Genomic DNA, 14,157 nt, shown 5'->3' with positions numbered 1-14,157 from the left:
AATTATAAATTCAAAGGGTTGTTATAATATATCCGCTACTTAAAAGTATTAGCCGCTCCCTTCCGAAATATTTGTTTAACCACTAAAAAGCTTTATATGTTAGCAATGAATTATCGTGGCCCATACCGGGTCAGGGCAGAACAAAAACCGATGCCCGAAATCCTTCATCCCGAAGATGCCATAGTAAGGGTAACCCGCAGCTGCATCTGTGGCTCTGATCTTCATTTGTACCATGGCCTTGTACCGGATACCCGCGTTGGGTCTACGTTCGGCCATGAGTTTACAGGCATTGTTGAAGAAGTAGGCCCTTTAGTACAAAACCTTAAAGTTGGCGACCATGTGTTGGTTCCGTTTAATATAGCATGTGGTAAGTGTAACTTTTGCAAGCAGGGATTATACGGTAACTGTCACGAATCTAACCCTATGGCAACCGCTGTAGGTGGCATATTTGGCTATTCACATACTGCCGGGGGCTTTGATGGCGGGCAGGCCGAATATGTACGCGTACCTTACGCGGATGTAGGGCCAACGGTAATCCCCGCAGATATGGATCCGGATGATGCTGTATTGCTTACCGATGTTGTGCCAACCGGGTATCAGGCGGCAGAAATGGGCGGCATTAAAGAGGGCGATACCGTTGTAATTTTTGGCGCGGGCCCTATAGGCATTATGGCGGCACGTTGTGCCTGGTTTTTTGGTCCATCGCGCGTAATTGTTATCGATCATATTGATTACCGCCTGGAGTTTGCAAAGAACTATGCCAAGTGTGAAGTGTACAACTTTAAATCATTAGAAGATCCTGTAGTTTTTCTTAAAAAAACAACCGACTGGTATGGGGCCGACGTTTGTATTGATTGCGTAGGCTGCGAGGCAGAGGGTAACACACTGCAAACATTAAGCGGCAGGGTTGGCCTGTTACAGGCTGGCGCTACTACCGCGCTACAATGGGCCATTAACAGCGTTAAAAAAGGTGGCATTGTATCAATTGTAGGCGTTTACGGTCCACCGTTTAACCTGGTGCCTATAGGCAATGTAGTAAACAAAGGCATCACTATAAGGGCTAACCAGGCATCGGTAAAAAGATTATTACCGAAGCTGATAGACCATGTACAATCCGGCAGGTTAAAACCAAGCGAGTTAATAACCCATCGTATCCCGCTCGAAGAAATAAGCGATGCTTACCGGCTATTTTCCTCAAAACTCGACGAGTGTATCAAAACCGTTTTAATACCATCTACTAAAAGATAACAACATGTCAGCACAAAATTATAAAGATATACCCGGATGGGGAATGGATGCCGATCCGGAAAATGAACCCACCTACCCTATTAAAAATTACACTGGCGACGATCATAAACGCATTAATTATGAACGGTCTGAACAGCAGCCGGCAAATGTGGAGATATTAAAATCTAACGAGCGACCGGGCTTAACTGCCGTATTTGGTACAACTGTGCCGCCGTCGGGCCTTAGTGGTGTTATAAGGCGTTATGCCTTTAAGCATAGTGAAGACAGGTACCGCCATTGGTTGCCTCTTATACTTGCCGACCGTATAAATATTTTGGAGGGAGTGATAGATGATATTAAAGATGGTCGCTTCCCTAACATTATAGCCGAGCGGGGTTACAAGGCAGAGTGGAAATATAACCGGCTCGCGGTAATCAGAAAATTGGTTATAGGCGCTGTAGTTGCAGCGGTTGTATGGTCATCAATAAATAAAAAACATAAATAAACTATAAAAATCATGAAAAAATACATTTGGATATTTTTGATAGCAGCCGGTGCAGCAACTTACGGCTGTAAAGGCAACGGCAGCACCAGCGGAAGCAACGATGCCGGAAAGTCAGACTCGGTAAGTTTAAATGACGGTAATGGCGCCCCTGGTTCTGGTACCGGTTCTGCCGGAGCAGGTACAGTTGGCGATACAACGCTTACCCCACAGGATACGGTTAACGGCGCGCCGTTACCTAAAAAGCCAGATACCTCGATACAAAAAAAATAAGATTTTAAAAGAAAGTTGTGGTAGCCCCATGAAGGAAAAGTCATTCATTACCCATGCGGCGTGGTGACACAATTACGGGTGGCGAAGCAACTAATAACAAAACAACAGGCAATGAAAAAAACAGCAACGGCAATATTAATAACTACAAGCGTATTACTACTTGCTTGTAAGGGCAACCCACAAGGTGCAATGGGCGCAAATGACAAACCCGATACAACAGCTGCGTTTGATAAACAAGACCCTAAAAATGGCAGGCCCGAAGCCACAAAGGGCGACAGCACCGGTAGCTCTGTTGGGCCCGGTAACGACAAAACGCACGCTACAGATTCTGAGGACAAGCAAAAACACCGTTAACCGTTGGTGTTTTATATCTTTCGACTCTTGTATTAATAAAGCAGGGCTGTTGGCCCTGCTTTATTGTATATTCTATTTTAATTATCCAAATCATCCATTGATGCCATAATTACAGCCTTGCCTAATTCATAAACCTCATCCGGAAATTAACTAATTACAATAAAAATTTATCAAAGCCATGCGGTAATACCATTAGCGGTACTTTACTTTTAACTGCAAATTTTTGGGTATAACTGTTATTAAAAATACTGTTATTACGATGGATCATAACCAACATATCTATATGCCCGTTCTCTGCCAGCCAGTGAAGGCCATCCTTAACACCATCACTTTGTAAACTCCGGTAGTAAATATTAGGGTAATCTACCTTGCAGGTAACATCACTTAAAAACGAGTCTATTTGTTTTTGATCCTGCCCCGGAGTTTGTAAAACATGGCTTATCAGTATTTCTGCATTAAAATATCTTGCAAAGTTGGCCAGAGAATGCAGGGCGTCTATATCCGCTCCGCTTAAATCTGTAGCAAAGCCAATCTTTTTTAACGGCTTGTAAGTATAAGCTTTAGGTATCAGTAATAAGGGAAAATCGGCCTTGTTGATCAGATCGCGGCTATTACTACCCAGCACAAACCGCGAGAATACATTAGCCCCCGACATGCCCATTACCACCATATTTGCATGATCATCGCAAACAATGTTTCTAATATAGTCTGTAACATAGCCCACGCCTGTAGTATGACTGATACGTGGTTGAAAGCCATCGTTTTCCGTATTCGGTTCTTTTTCTAAAACGGTTGTTAAATAATTCAACTCGGCCTCAGACCCTTCGCGCAAACTTTCAAAATCTTCCAGTGGCCAGGCAACCTGTGCAGCCATGACGGATTCTGAGGGGACTTTTATGGCATTACATAATTTAATGTTTGCCTTAACCTTTTGGGCTATTTTAAGCGCGTATTTTGCAGCGTTATTGGCAGATGGTGAGAAATCCGTTGGTACAACTATGGTTTTCATTTCCAGATTTTTTTATTTCAAAAGTGCTTTTATCTCTTTGTTTAAATAATGACAGGGTTCACATACCCTAATTTATTTTTATGATAGCTGTCAAGTAAATTAGTTTTGGGTCACTTTAAGGGTTTGGTCGTCTTTTTTATATAAAAGCATATCCAGGTTTTTGTCAAGCCCATACACATCATCATAAACTACAAGCCGGCCATTAACAATTTCGCAGGTGATGTAGGTAACGGCTATTTTAACCGGTTTTTTTAGAACGAAGTTTTTTCTGATGCCTCTGTCGATAGCTTTTTCCATAGTTGGTACAACAACACTTAAACCGTCGTTCTCTAACATTAATTTAGCCAGCTTAGCGGCATATTGCACTCTTACACAACCGTGGCTTAAAGCCCGGTTTTTCCTGTAAAACAGTTCCTGTTCGGGTGTATCGTGTAAATAGATGTCATGAATATTAGCAAACCTAAATACCACTTGCCCAAGCGCATTATCGCACCCCGCAGATTGTGTTGCACGGTAGCGTTGCGGGGCTTGTTTTATTTTTAGCAAGTATGTTTTATTGGGGTTAATAAGCATCCCGGCATCGTTATAAATTGAATAATGGTGGGCGCTGAGATACGCGGTATCTTTAATAGCTTTAGGAAGCAGTTCTTTTATAAATATTTTTTGTGGCACTTTCCATTCTGGCGCTGTGGTAAAATAGTTAACAGCGCTATTTAAAGTTGGTGTGGCATTACCGGGTTTGCCAACTATTACCCTAAAGGTATCGAGCAAGCCATTGTGATAAAAGCTTAATTTATAGGATGGCACATTAACCTGCAGGTAGTTATCAGTATCAAGGGTAGCCCATCTCAATCGTTCCATATTAAGGGCCATCTTACGCACATCTGCTTCAGGAAATTCATAACAATCTCCAAGTTGCACTCCCGCAATGGCATGCATCCGCGATTGTATATCCTGATACAGTTTATTTTGTGGTTGTGCACCGGTAATGGTTAACATCAGGTCCTTGCTCTGCATAGCCATATTGATCAGGCTAAGCGCATCAAAATCTAAATTGCCTTTGTCTATTTTTGAGGCGGGGTACTGTGGGTTATATTTACCAAAGTGAAGGTTATTTGCAAATGATACCATGGCATCCGTTAGCATAATATCGAAACGTGCCTGCTGATCAAGAGGCACCCCGGCAGGGCGCTCAAAAATATCATGAAGCGTGCTGTATAATAATTCTTTAGGGTGATAATCGGCTTGGTTAAGCCCAAATTGCAAAACACAATCTATCATAAGCATGGCTGCCCATGTTTGGTCCTCGGCTGTTTCTTTGGCCAACCAATTTGCATCAAACTGCCTTTGCGTGTAAAACCGTTTTACCGATGCCGGAAAGTTCAGTGATAGCTTTCCGCCTACAAGTTGCTTTTCTATCTCGGCAGATAGTTCTTTATCATAAAGCTTACGCGCCGGCTGTTTAACTGCCGCCATGCTTACAAATACGGCCAGCATCATAACAATAAGAAATAAGCAGGTAAGCAATAAGGTATTGGCTTTACGGCTATATAAGTTGTAGTCCCCTGCGTTTGTACGTGTTTTCATAACCTTTGTTTAATGCAATAAAGGTCTGATAAACAGCCGTGTAAAATAATGACCCAAATCATGTATTAAGCTGACCTAACGCATCTGCATAAAAAAGGCACCATAAGTTATGGTGCCTGCAATTGTTATATGTATTATAGGGGTTTTTAGACGGGCTGTAACAATGAATATTTTCACTCAAATTACCAACTGAATGATTTATATATTAACTTCTAATTTTTAACGTGTGGTGCGGCCGGTTTAAGAACTGTATTTTGGTGTTATTTGCTATTGTATTTATTAATTTAATGCAAAATTGGTTAATGTAATTATATAGATACATGACCGGCATCACGCGTAAAAATGGGTTACATTAAATTATAGCGGCTACCTGGTTTAAAAAGTGACACGCGTCATTATTTGACATGAATGATGTTACATTTTTACGGTATTGCACTTATGATATTTGCGGATGTTAGTTGTAAAGGACTAACTTAGTTTTATGGAAAATGCGGCGCTACTTAAAGCCATTATACAAAATGCCATTGATGGCATCATTACAATTGATGAAAGAGGGCTGATTGAAACCATCAATCCGGCTGCATGTACCCTTTTTAATTACGCGCCCGAAGAGGTTGTTGGCAAAAACATCTCATATTTAATGCCGCCGCCAGACCGTACACAACACGACGAATATATAAGGCGCTACCAGCATACCGGCGTGCCCCACATTATTGGCATTGGCCGCGAGGTAACCGGCTTACGAAAAGATGGCACTACCTTTCCGTTCAGGTTAGGCGTAAGCGAGGTGGCATACTCGGGCCGTAAAATATATACCGGTTTTATTCATGACCTAAGCAGGCAAAAAGAAGCCGAGGAACAGTTAAAAGAATATGCAACACACCTGGAAGACCTTGTGCATGAAAGAACACAATCTTTAAAAGAAACTGTAACCGCGCTGCAAAGCGCAAAGGAGGAAGTTAGCCTGTCATTAGAAAAAGAAAAAGAACTGGGCCAGCTTAAAAGCCGGTTTGTTTCCATGGCATCGCATGAGTTCCGCACACCTTTAAGCGCTATACAATTATCTGCCTCGCTGGTTGATAAATACGCCCAGGCGTTTAAAAGCGATAATATTGCCAAGCATGTGGGAAAGATCAAAAACGCGGTAGGCAACCTAACTACTATATTAAATGATTTCCTCTCGCTCGAAAAACTGGAGGCCGGCAAGATAGAACCTACATTTACCAACTTCGACCTGGTTAAGTTATCAGAAGAAATTACCGAAGAAATGCAGATGGTAGCCAAGCAAAACCAGCATATTATTTACCAGCATACCGGTCAAGAAAGTATGGTTAATTTGGACCAAAACTTATTGAAAAACTGCGTTTTTAATTTAATAGCCAACGCCATCAAATACTCGGGCGAAAACAGCTTTATTGAATTTAATACAGAGATAAATAATAACGCCTGCACTGTTGTTATAAAAGACAATGGCATTGGTATCCCCGAAAAAGATCAGAAACACCTTTTCGAACCGTTTTTCAGGGCGCATAATACAGGTAACATTCCGGGTACCGGTTTGGGGCTTAATATAGTAGCGCGTTACACCGAGCTGATGCAGGGAAAAATAGAATTTAACAGTGAAGTAAACCGGGGCACATCATTTACAATTTCGTTTGATAGGATATGAGTAAGCAAGTATTGATCATAGAAGATAATACCGACATTAGGGAGAATGTTGTTGAGATATTAGAGCTGGCAGATTTTGAGGTGCTACAGGCAAGTAACGGCAAAATTGGCGTAGACCTGGCACTTAAAAACAAACCCGATATAATACTTTGCGATATTATGATGCCCGACCTGGATGGCTATGGCGTACTTTATATGCTTAATAAAAATCCCGAAACCGCCACCATACCCTTTATATTTTTGACCGCCAAAGCCGAGCGTTTAGATCTGCGAAAAGGTATGGAGATGGGTGCCGATGATTATCTTACCAAACCTTTTGATGATATTGAATTGCTTAACGCCATTGAAACCCGTTTAAAAAAGAAAGAGGCACAGGAAAATTTTTACACTAACCCGCTGGAGCGCCTGAACAACCTGCTATCTAAAAACAATGGCCTGGCCGAGCTTAAGCGCATTGTAGCCGAACGTAAAAGCCGCCAGTTTAAAAAAGGACAGGTTGTTTATTACGATGGTGATAAAGCGAATGGGCTTTATATAATTTTAAGCGGTAAAATAAAATCCATGAAACTTGCCGAGGATGGACGCGAGTTAATGACAGGTATATTCACTACTGATGACTACCTTGGGGTTAACGCCATGTTGGCTAACGAAGCATATGCCGATACAGCTACCGCGCTGGAAGATTCGCAGCTTTGCCTGATACCTAAAGAGCAGTTAGATGAACTGATAAACCAATATCCGGATGTGGCACGGGAATTTATTAGCCTGTTAGCGAATGACGTTAGGGATAAAGAAGAACAGCTATTGCACCTTGCCTACAATTCTGTACGTAAACGCATGGCCGAATCGCTGTTACGCTTAAATAAGCAAAGCAGCGCACAAGAAGGGTTTAAAATAAGCCGCGAAGACCTTGCTGCCATGACGGGTATGGCTACCGAAACTGTAAGCCGCACTTTAACGGATTTTAAAGACGAAGGCCTCATTGAAAAAAAAGGCAGCCTTATCACCATTCTCGACGAAAAACGGATAGCCAGGATGAAAAACTGACGAGCGTCATATTTATGGCTGACCGCGCTCAGCTATACCGCCCTTCATTTGCAATAATTTTGAAGAAACAAAATTGCGGATGAAAGTAGTAGCGTATAGTATAAAACCGTTTGAAAAGGAATTCCTTTCAAAAGCCAATCAAAAAAAACACGAAATAACCCTCATATCAAACCCGCTTAGTTTAGAAACCGCCATTTATGCCGAGGGTAAAGATGCAGTTGTTGTTTTTACAAACGATGATGTTTCTGAAAAAGTGATAGATAAACTGGCCGGGCTTGGCATCAAATATATCGCGACCCGCTCGGCTGGTACCGATCATATAGACAGGGTGGCCGCGGGCCAACATGGAATTAAAGTAGCAAACGTACCCTTTTACTCACCCGAGGCAATTGCCGAGCACGCGGTTGCCCTTGCATTTGCCCTTAACCGCAATTTAATAAAAGCCGACACACATAGCCACCATTTTAACTTTACCAATAACGGTTTAATGGGTTTTAACTTTGCGGGCAAAACAGTTGGTATTATAGGCCTTGGCAATACAGGCCTTGCTGTTGCCGCCATATTTAAGGGCTTAGGCTGCAGGGTTATTGGTTACGACCTTGATTTCCCTAAAGATAACACTTTGGTAGAACATGTGCCGCTTCCCGATCTGTATGCCAGTTCGGATATTATATCGCTGCACGTGCCGCTTAATGATGGTACAAGGCACATCATCAACCAAATATCCCTGCAGCAAATGAAGGATGGGGTAATGCTCATCAATACCTCGCGCGGGCCATTAATAAAAACTACAGACGTGATCAGGGCTATTTACTCGGGTAAGGTTGGTTACCTGGGCCTTGATGTTTACGAATTTGAAAAAGGGCTGTTTTTTGAGGATCACGAAAAAGACGCTGTTAAAGATGAATTGCTTGAAGAGTTAATGAATTTTGACAACGTTTTAATTACCCCGCACCAGGCCTATTTAACAAGGGAGGCGCTGCAGGGCATTGCCGACCAAACCATTAAAAACCTTGACCTTTGGCAGCAAAATAAATGCGTTGGTAAAGCCTGCGCGTGTGCCAATAGCTGCCAGGTACCCAAAACCCTACCCCAAATTTAAATTGTTGTTATGTATAAACAACTTACTCAAAAGTATAACGTAGCGGCGCCGCGATATACCAGTTACCCCACCATGCCTTACTGGGATACCTGCAATTTTAGTACCCAGCAATGGTTAGCATCAGTAAAAACCTCCTTTCAGGAAACAAATACTCAGGATGGTATAAGCCTATACGTGCATTTGCCGTTTTGCGAAAGCCTTTGCACTTATTGCGGATGTAATACCCGTATAACTAAGAACCACAATGTAGAGCAGCCTTATATTGATTCCGTTTTAAAGGAATGGCAAATGTACAGGAGCATTATGGGCGATGTGCCCGTTATTCGCGAGTTACACCTTGGCGGTGGTACGCCTACTTTTTTTAGCCCTTATAACTTGCAAAAATTAATAACGGGTTTATTGGATCTGGTGAACTTACACCCCAATGCCGAATTTAGCTTTGAGGCGCACCCCGGTAATACGACAGAGGCACACTTACAAACGTTGTACGACCTCGGCTTTAGGCGGCTTAGCCTTGGGATACAGGATTTTGACCCTGCCGTACAATTGATCATTAACCGGCACCAAACCTTAGAGCAGGTACGAAACGTAACCTACATGGCCCGCAATATTGGCTATACCTCTATTAACTACGACCTTATTTATGGCCTGCCTTTGCAAACCATGGATAGCCTTGTAAAAACGATGCACCTGGTAAGCGAACTGGTTCCCGATAGGATAGCGTTTTACAGCTATGCCCATGTACCATGGATAAAACCTGGGCAACGCAAATTTACCGAGGCCGATCTGCCGGATGTCCCTACTAAAGCAAAACTATATGAAATAGGCAGAAGCCTGTTAAAGAATTTTGGCTATGCCGAAATTGGCATGGACCACTTTGCCTTGCCTAATGATGAATTAGTTACAGCCGGGGCAAAAGGTACCCTGCACCGTAATTTTATGGGCTATACACATCAGCACACTCAATTAATGGTGGGGCTTGGCGTATCGGCCATTAGCGATAGCTGGTATGGCTTCGCCCAAAATCAAAAAAAGCTCGAGGATTATATCAATGATATTGAGCTGGGTGAGCTACCAGTTTTTAAAGGGCACATTTTAACGCATGATGACCTTGTGATCCGTAAGCATATCCTCAACATTATGTGTACCGGCAAAACAACCTGGAACCATCATACCGAAACTTGCGAAGATTTATCTGAAGGAATTGAACGCCTGGAACCTTTAGAGCAGGATGGCTTAATAGAGCTATTCCCGTGGGGGTTGCAGGTTACCGATGCAGGTAAACGCTTTTTACGTAATGTTTGTATGGCACTTGATGCCAGGCTTTGGTGCGATAAACCAACAACACAATTATTCAGCATGTCTGTATAACACAAGAAAGGCTATCTAAATTTTAGATAGCCTTTCTTATACACAATAACAAAAACCAATTACTCATCCGCTATCTTCAGCACCACCCTGCCGGTGATAACCCCTTTACGCATATCATCAAAAACCTGATTAATGTCTTCCAGCTTAGCTGTATGTATATCAGCCTTTACTTTACCATCTACAGCAAAAGCAACAGCCTCCTGCATATCTTTACGGGTACCAACAATAGATCCGCGTACTGTGTAACGGTTAAGTACCGTCTCAAATATGGGCAAGTCGAAACTACCTTTTGGCAAACCATTTAAAGCGATAGTACCTTTACGCCGCAGCATGCCTACTCCCTGCTCAAAAGCAATGGGAGATACTGCCGTAACCAATACACCGTGCATACCACCAGTAGCTTTTTTAAGCACCTCACCGGGGTTTTCGTTAAGGGCATTAACTGTAATTTCTGCACCCTGTAGTTTAGCCAGTGCCAGTTTATCGTCGGCAATATCAACGGCGGCAACATGCATACCCATGGCTTTCGCATATTGTACAGCCAAATGGCCCAAACCGCCAACGCCTGATATAGCCACCCATTCGCCGGGTTTTACTTCAGTTTCTTTCAAACCTTTATAAACGGTTACACCCGCGCAAATAATTGGCGCCATCTCGGCAAAGCTTATCCCCTTTGGGAAATGAGCCACGTAACGCGAATCGGCAACAACATATTCAGCAAAACCGCCATTAACACTGTAACCCCCGTTTTTCTGCTCTTCGCAAAGGGTTTCCCATCCGGTTATACAAAACTCGCAGCATCCGCAGGCACTATGCAGCCATGGCGCACCTACTATATCGCCAATAGCCACATTCTTAATACCTGTACCTAAAGCTACCACATAGCCAATGGCTTCGTGTCCTGCTATAAGCGGAAGTTGCGGCTTTACTGGCCAGTCGCCATTTGCGGCATGCAGGTCGGTATGGCAAACGCCACAGGCTACTACCTTTACCAACAACTGGTTCTCGCCGGGTGTTGGTACTGGTACATCCTCAATAATCAACGGTTGCCCAAACTTATGGATAACCGCGGCTTTCATTGTTTTTGGGATCATAATTATATCGTAAATAATATTATCATTATTAAATGTGCAAGTATGCTAAAAGCAAAAAAGCCAAGCATTACACGGATGCCCGCGCCGCCCATACCTGCAATAATATTAGAAAAGAAAAGCCCCAGTGTTACAGCTAACACCGCAAGAGGCGCATGGAAATAAAAAAGCAAAACAGCAGGAACCGGTAAAAACAATACACCCTGTGCTATTAATGAAACCATAAACCAAAGCGTACGGTTAGGCGCTTGCTTATCGGCCAGGGCGGTTATTTTGTTTAATAGGCCGCCATTATTATTTGTTGAAGAAACATTGCTCCATTGAGCTGTTGTATTTGTTAAAGTTGCCATAATGTTGATATTTATTATGACAAAAGTGCGGTAATAGCTACCGCAAGCGAATGATGCCGGTAGGGTTTTAATATGACGGTGGTCACATTCTTATGAGCCTTAATGGCACACGCTAACCCCTACCTGTTTTACTACCGGGCTTAAGTATGGAATGTTTAAACCCGAGCCTCTTAAGATGAACCAGCAGCCAAGGCATATCATTAAATAAGGCATTACAACATTAATGCGGCGGCGTATAAGCGGGCTTAAAAAACCTAAGCTGAGCATGGCAATAAACATAAGCGGCAGGGTGCCCATTCCAAACCAAAACATAAATATAGCGGCATCGGCCGGCGAGGTGGTATTTAGCGCGCCAAAAAGTGCTACATACACAAAACCGCAGGGTAAAAAGCCATTAAGTATCCCTAATACAAAATGCCCTGCTTTGTGTTTTATACCCATATTAACCGCTTTATAAAACCAGGGGAATGCATAAGAACCTGCAAATCCTTTAAACTTTACAAGCCTGAAAACCCCAAACGCTATAACAAATATACCACTTAGTATGCTAAGTATTTGCTGCATGCCAGATAGCCATAACAGCTTACCTACTGTACCTAAAAGTAACCCTAACCCGGCATATGTGGTTATACGCCCAAAGTTGTAAAGCAGTTTATCAACAACCAACAGCCACCGGTACTTTTGGGCTGATGGGATGCTAAAAGCCAGGGGCCCGCACATACCAACGCAATGCACGCTGCCAAAAAGGCCAATTAAAAATGCTACCTGGCTATTTTCCATTTATGTAGAGATCCTGTTGGTATAAGTAACCGATATTCCCGCTGTTCCAATCTATCCTGATAGCCCACCTCCCGGTACTTAATTTATTTACCGGTATGGTCGCGTAATTTTGTTGGCCGGTATTTAAGGCAAATATCAGGTCCTTACTTTTGCCAAGCGGAGTAATTAATTTTATTGTACCTGTAGCAGGCTGTTTAAACGCGATAGAAATTTCGCCATCAAGCTGCTTAATTATTGGCCGGGCTTTATCGGTAATAACCTGTTTTTCTTTAGCGTAATCTGTATTATAGTTAAGGCCTTTTTCGTAATACTGATGGTCATAATCATCGGCGGGCATTTTAAACATATAAAAGCTCATGCTGATGATAAAACTCATAAAAAGAAGCATCCCTATAACTAATCCTTTTCCCCAGTTCATATCGTTAATTGTTTATTGGGCCAATAAATGATGTACTTTGAGTGTCCATTACTTTATCGCCGCTTAGTAATTGTAGTTTAATCGTTGTTTTTGGCGAATGAATGGCCGAAGCAGACATCATCACAAAAAACACCACTTTTACCGCTCCTCCTTTTTCAATAGTTCCCGGCGGCTGAATATATTTTATCTTAAAAGCCGGATCGGTTGTACTTATGGTTATTGATCTTGTCACGTTAGACTTATTGATGATCTCGGCGTTGTAAATATTGCTGATGTATCCTCCCGGTTGTTCCTGGTAAAGCATGCCTGCGCCGCGCATCACCGTTATATCCATATCCTTGCGGCTAAATATAAAATAGCTTAATACGCCTATCAGCAAAACCATTATAGCGCTGTAACCAGCCATGCGCCAGGTAAACGCTGGTTTCTGGTTATTCTTTATCATGTTTTCCGAATAATACCCCACCAGGTTTAACGGCTTGTTTATTTTTTCCATAACATGGTTACAGGCATCTATACAAGCCGTACAGTTAATACACTCTAACTGTGTGCCCTTCCTTATATCAATACCCGTAGGGCAAACAGCTACACAAAGGTCGCAATCCACGCAATCACCTTTTAAGGATTGGTTGGTATCTTTGCGCAATTTGCCGCGCGGCTCTCCCCTTACATCGTTATAAGCCACTACAACGGTATCTTTGTCTATCAAAACCCCCTGCAACCGGCCATAGGGGCATATTACAGTACAAACCAATTCGCGTACCTGGCTATACACCATGTAAAAAACAGCTGTAAACACCCATATACTGATAAACCCAACAACATGGGCGGCAACCGGCTGAGTAATTATTTGCATTAAGCTTTCGCTGCCAATAACATAAGCCAAAAAGGTGTTGGCGATAAGAAACGATAGCAGTATGAAGATAAAATGCTTGGCACCTTTTTTTAAGATCTTTTCGTTGGTCCACCCGCCGGCATCCAGCTTGCGTCGCTTGTTGGCGTCACCCTCTATCCAAATCTCTATTTTACGGAAAACCATTTCCATAAAAATGGTTTGCGGGCATATCCATCCGCAAAATACCCGCCCGAATGTTATTGTAAAAAGCGTTACAAAAACCACAAACACCAATGTTGCTATTACAAACAGGAAAATATCCTGCGGCCAAAAAACCTGGCCTAAGATTACAAACCTGCGCTCTATAAAGTTGAGTAGTAAAAGCGGTTGGCCACCAATTTTTAAGAAAGGCCCCGCGAAAAAGAACAGTAAATACACATAGCTGATTGCCGACCGCCATTTGTATAACTTTCCCTTTCGTAAGGATGGATACAGCCATTGCCTTTTCTCTGTTCGCGCGTCACTTACAACTGTATCCATTAC

15 protein-coding genes are annotated in these 14,157 nt (G+C 42.6%); 8 read left to right on the top strand and 7 right to left on the bottom strand.

Features of this window, described 5'->3' with window-relative positions:
• The first annotated feature begins 150 nt into the window (after positions 1-150).
• The 4 genes from ACFQZI_RS05870 (at position 151) to ACFQZI_RS05855 (ending at position 2,356) form a co-directional block, all read left to right on the top strand.
• The gene (locus ACFQZI_RS05870) at positions 151-1,248 is read left to right on the top strand and encodes a zinc-dependent alcohol dehydrogenase (RefSeq protein WP_377139672.1); all 1,098 of its coding nucleotides are present in this window, start codon (positions 151-153) and stop codon (positions 1,246-1,248) included.
• A 4-nt stretch (positions 1,249-1,252) separates the two neighbouring features.
• Positions 1,253-1,732 carry a hypothetical protein gene (locus tag ACFQZI_RS05865; protein WP_377139669.1) on the top strand — a complete coding sequence of 160 codons (480 nt, stop codon included), beginning with the start codon at positions 1,253-1,255 and terminating at the stop codon, positions 1,730-1,732.
• A 12-nt stretch (positions 1,733-1,744) separates the two neighbouring features.
• On the top strand, positions 1,745-2,002 hold the full coding sequence (locus tag ACFQZI_RS05860; RefSeq protein ID WP_377139666.1) for a hypothetical protein: 258 nt from the start codon (positions 1,745-1,747) through the stop codon (positions 2,000-2,002).
• A gap of 111 nt (positions 2,003-2,113) precedes the next feature.
• Positions 2,114-2,356 carry a hypothetical protein gene (locus tag ACFQZI_RS05855; protein ID WP_377139664.1) on the top strand — a complete coding sequence of 81 codons (243 nt, stop codon included), beginning with the start codon at positions 2,114-2,116 and terminating at the stop codon, positions 2,354-2,356.
• 154 nt (positions 2,357-2,510) lie between these two features.
• Here ACFQZI_RS05855 and ACFQZI_RS05850 read toward each other — a convergent pair whose 3' ends face one another.
• Positions 2,511-3,365, bottom strand: a complete 855-nt coding sequence (locus tag ACFQZI_RS05850) for a universal stress protein (protein ID WP_377139662.1) — start codon at positions 3,363-3,365, stop codon at positions 2,511-2,513.
• A 99-nt stretch (positions 3,366-3,464) separates the two neighbouring features.
• On the bottom strand, positions 3,465-4,952 hold the full coding sequence (locus ACFQZI_RS05845; protein WP_377139659.1) for a L,D-transpeptidase family protein: 1,488 nt from the start codon (positions 4,950-4,952) through the stop codon (positions 3,465-3,467).
• A gap of 481 nt (positions 4,953-5,433) precedes the next feature.
• On the opposite strand from ACFQZI_RS05845, the gene ACFQZI_RS05840 reads away from it, so the two are divergent.
• The 4 genes from ACFQZI_RS05840 (at position 5,434) to hemN (ending at position 10,140) form a co-directional block, all read left to right on the top strand.
• Positions 5,434-6,621 (top strand): PAS domain-containing sensor histidine kinase, encoded by a 1,188-nt coding sequence (locus ACFQZI_RS05840; protein ID WP_377139657.1) that lies wholly within the window; start codon positions 5,434-5,436, stop codon positions 6,619-6,621.
• Positions 6,618-7,667, top strand: a complete 1,050-nt coding sequence (locus tag ACFQZI_RS05835) for a response regulator (protein ID WP_377139654.1) — start codon at positions 6,618-6,620, stop codon at positions 7,665-7,667. The genes ACFQZI_RS05840 and ACFQZI_RS05835 overlap by 4 nt, the downstream gene beginning before the upstream one ends.
• A gap of 79 nt (positions 7,668-7,746) precedes the next feature.
• Positions 7,747-8,769 carry a 2-hydroxyacid dehydrogenase gene (locus ACFQZI_RS05830; RefSeq protein WP_377139652.1) on the top strand — a complete coding sequence of 341 codons (1,023 nt, stop codon included), beginning with the start codon at positions 7,747-7,749 and terminating at the stop codon, positions 8,767-8,769.
• A gap of 9 nt (positions 8,770-8,778) precedes the next feature.
• Positions 8,779-10,140, top strand: a complete 1,362-nt coding sequence (gene hemN / locus ACFQZI_RS05825; RefSeq protein WP_377139650.1) for an oxygen-independent coproporphyrinogen III oxidase — start codon at positions 8,779-8,781, stop codon at positions 10,138-10,140.
• A gap of 59 nt (positions 10,141-10,199) precedes the next feature.
• Here the strand turns inward: hemN and adhP are convergent, their stop codons facing one another.
• The 5 genes from adhP to ccoG all read right to left on the bottom strand — a co-directional run bounded on the left by adhP (position 10,200) and on the right by ccoG (position 14,154).
• Positions 10,200-11,234, bottom strand: coding sequence for an alcohol dehydrogenase AdhP (gene adhP / locus ACFQZI_RS05820; protein WP_377139647.1), 1,035 nt, complete (start codon positions 11,232-11,234; stop codon positions 10,200-10,202).
• A gap of 2 nt (positions 11,235-11,236) precedes the next feature.
• Positions 11,237-11,581 carry a hypothetical protein gene (locus ACFQZI_RS05815; protein ID WP_377139644.1) on the bottom strand — a complete coding sequence of 115 codons (345 nt, stop codon included), beginning with the start codon at positions 11,579-11,581 and terminating at the stop codon, positions 11,237-11,239.
• Between the two features lie 99 nt (positions 11,582-11,680).
• On the bottom strand, positions 11,681-12,361 hold the full coding sequence (locus ACFQZI_RS05810; RefSeq protein WP_377139641.1) for a sulfite exporter TauE/SafE family protein: 681 nt from the start codon (positions 12,359-12,361) through the stop codon (positions 11,681-11,683).
• Positions 12,351-12,779 (bottom strand): FixH family protein, encoded by a 429-nt coding sequence (locus ACFQZI_RS05805; protein ID WP_377139639.1) that lies wholly within the window; start codon positions 12,777-12,779, stop codon positions 12,351-12,353. The genes ACFQZI_RS05810 and ACFQZI_RS05805 overlap by 11 nt, the downstream gene beginning before the upstream one ends.
• 4 nt (positions 12,780-12,783) lie before the next feature.
• On the bottom strand, positions 12,784-14,154 hold the full coding sequence (ccoG, locus tag ACFQZI_RS05800; RefSeq protein ID WP_377139636.1) for a cytochrome c oxidase accessory protein CcoG: 1,371 nt from the start codon (positions 14,152-14,154) through the stop codon (positions 12,784-12,786).
• Positions 14,155-14,157: the final 3 nt, after the last annotated feature.

This window comes from Mucilaginibacter lutimaris (genome assembly GCF_042676625.1).
GTDB lineage: Bacteria > Bacteroidota > Bacteroidia > Sphingobacteriales > Sphingobacteriaceae > Mucilaginibacter > Mucilaginibacter lutimaris.
The sequence above is the reverse complement of the archived record's forward strand: the minus strand, read 5'-3'. Positions and strand labels throughout refer to the sequence as shown.

Excerpts from the sequence above, each read along its gene's own strand:
- ACFQZI_RS05870 (WP_377139672.1), top strand. The coding sequence starts at position 151 with ATGCCCGAAATCCTTCATCCCGAAGATGCCATAGTAAGGGTAACCCGC.
- ACFQZI_RS05865 (WP_377139669.1), top strand. The coding sequence starts at position 1,253 with ATGTCAGCACAAAATTATAAAGATATACCCGGATGGGGAATGGATGCC.
- ACFQZI_RS05860 (WP_377139666.1), top strand. The coding sequence starts at position 1,745 with ATGAAAAAATACATTTGGATATTTTTGATAGCAGCCGGTGCAGCAACT.
- ACFQZI_RS05855 (WP_377139664.1), top strand. The coding sequence starts at position 2,114 with ATGAAAAAAACAGCAACGGCAATATTAATAACTACAAGCGTATTACTA.
- ACFQZI_RS05850 (WP_377139662.1), bottom strand. The coding sequence starts at position 3,365 with ATGAAAACCATAGTTGTACCAACGGATTTCTCACCATCTGCCAATAAC.
- ACFQZI_RS05845 (WP_377139659.1), bottom strand. The coding sequence starts at position 4,952 with ATGAAAACACGTACAAACGCAGGGGACTACAACTTATATAGCCGTAAA.
- ACFQZI_RS05840 (WP_377139657.1), top strand. The coding sequence starts at position 5,434 with ATGGAAAATGCGGCGCTACTTAAAGCCATTATACAAAATGCCATTGAT.
- ACFQZI_RS05835 (WP_377139654.1), top strand. The coding sequence starts at position 6,618 with ATGAGTAAGCAAGTATTGATCATAGAAGATAATACCGACATTAGGGAG.
- ACFQZI_RS05830 (WP_377139652.1), top strand. The coding sequence starts at position 7,747 with ATGAAAGTAGTAGCGTATAGTATAAAACCGTTTGAAAAGGAATTCCTT.
- hemN (WP_377139650.1), top strand. The coding sequence starts at position 8,779 with ATGTATAAACAACTTACTCAAAAGTATAACGTAGCGGCGCCGCGATAT.
- adhP (WP_377139647.1), bottom strand. The coding sequence starts at position 11,234 with ATGATCCCAAAAACAATGAAAGCCGCGGTTATCCATAAGTTTGGGCAA.
- ACFQZI_RS05815 (WP_377139644.1), bottom strand. The coding sequence starts at position 11,581 with ATGGCAACTTTAACAAATACAACAGCTCAATGGAGCAATGTTTCTTCA.
- ACFQZI_RS05810 (WP_377139641.1), bottom strand. The coding sequence starts at position 12,361 with ATGGAAAATAGCCAGGTAGCATTTTTAATTGGCCTTTTTGGCAGCGTG.
- ACFQZI_RS05805 (WP_377139639.1), bottom strand. The coding sequence starts at position 12,779 with ATGAACTGGGGAAAAGGATTAGTTATAGGGATGCTTCTTTTTATGAGT.
- ccoG (WP_377139636.1), bottom strand. The coding sequence starts at position 14,154 with ATGGATACAGTTGTAAGTGACGCGCGAACAGAGAAAAGGCAATGGCTG.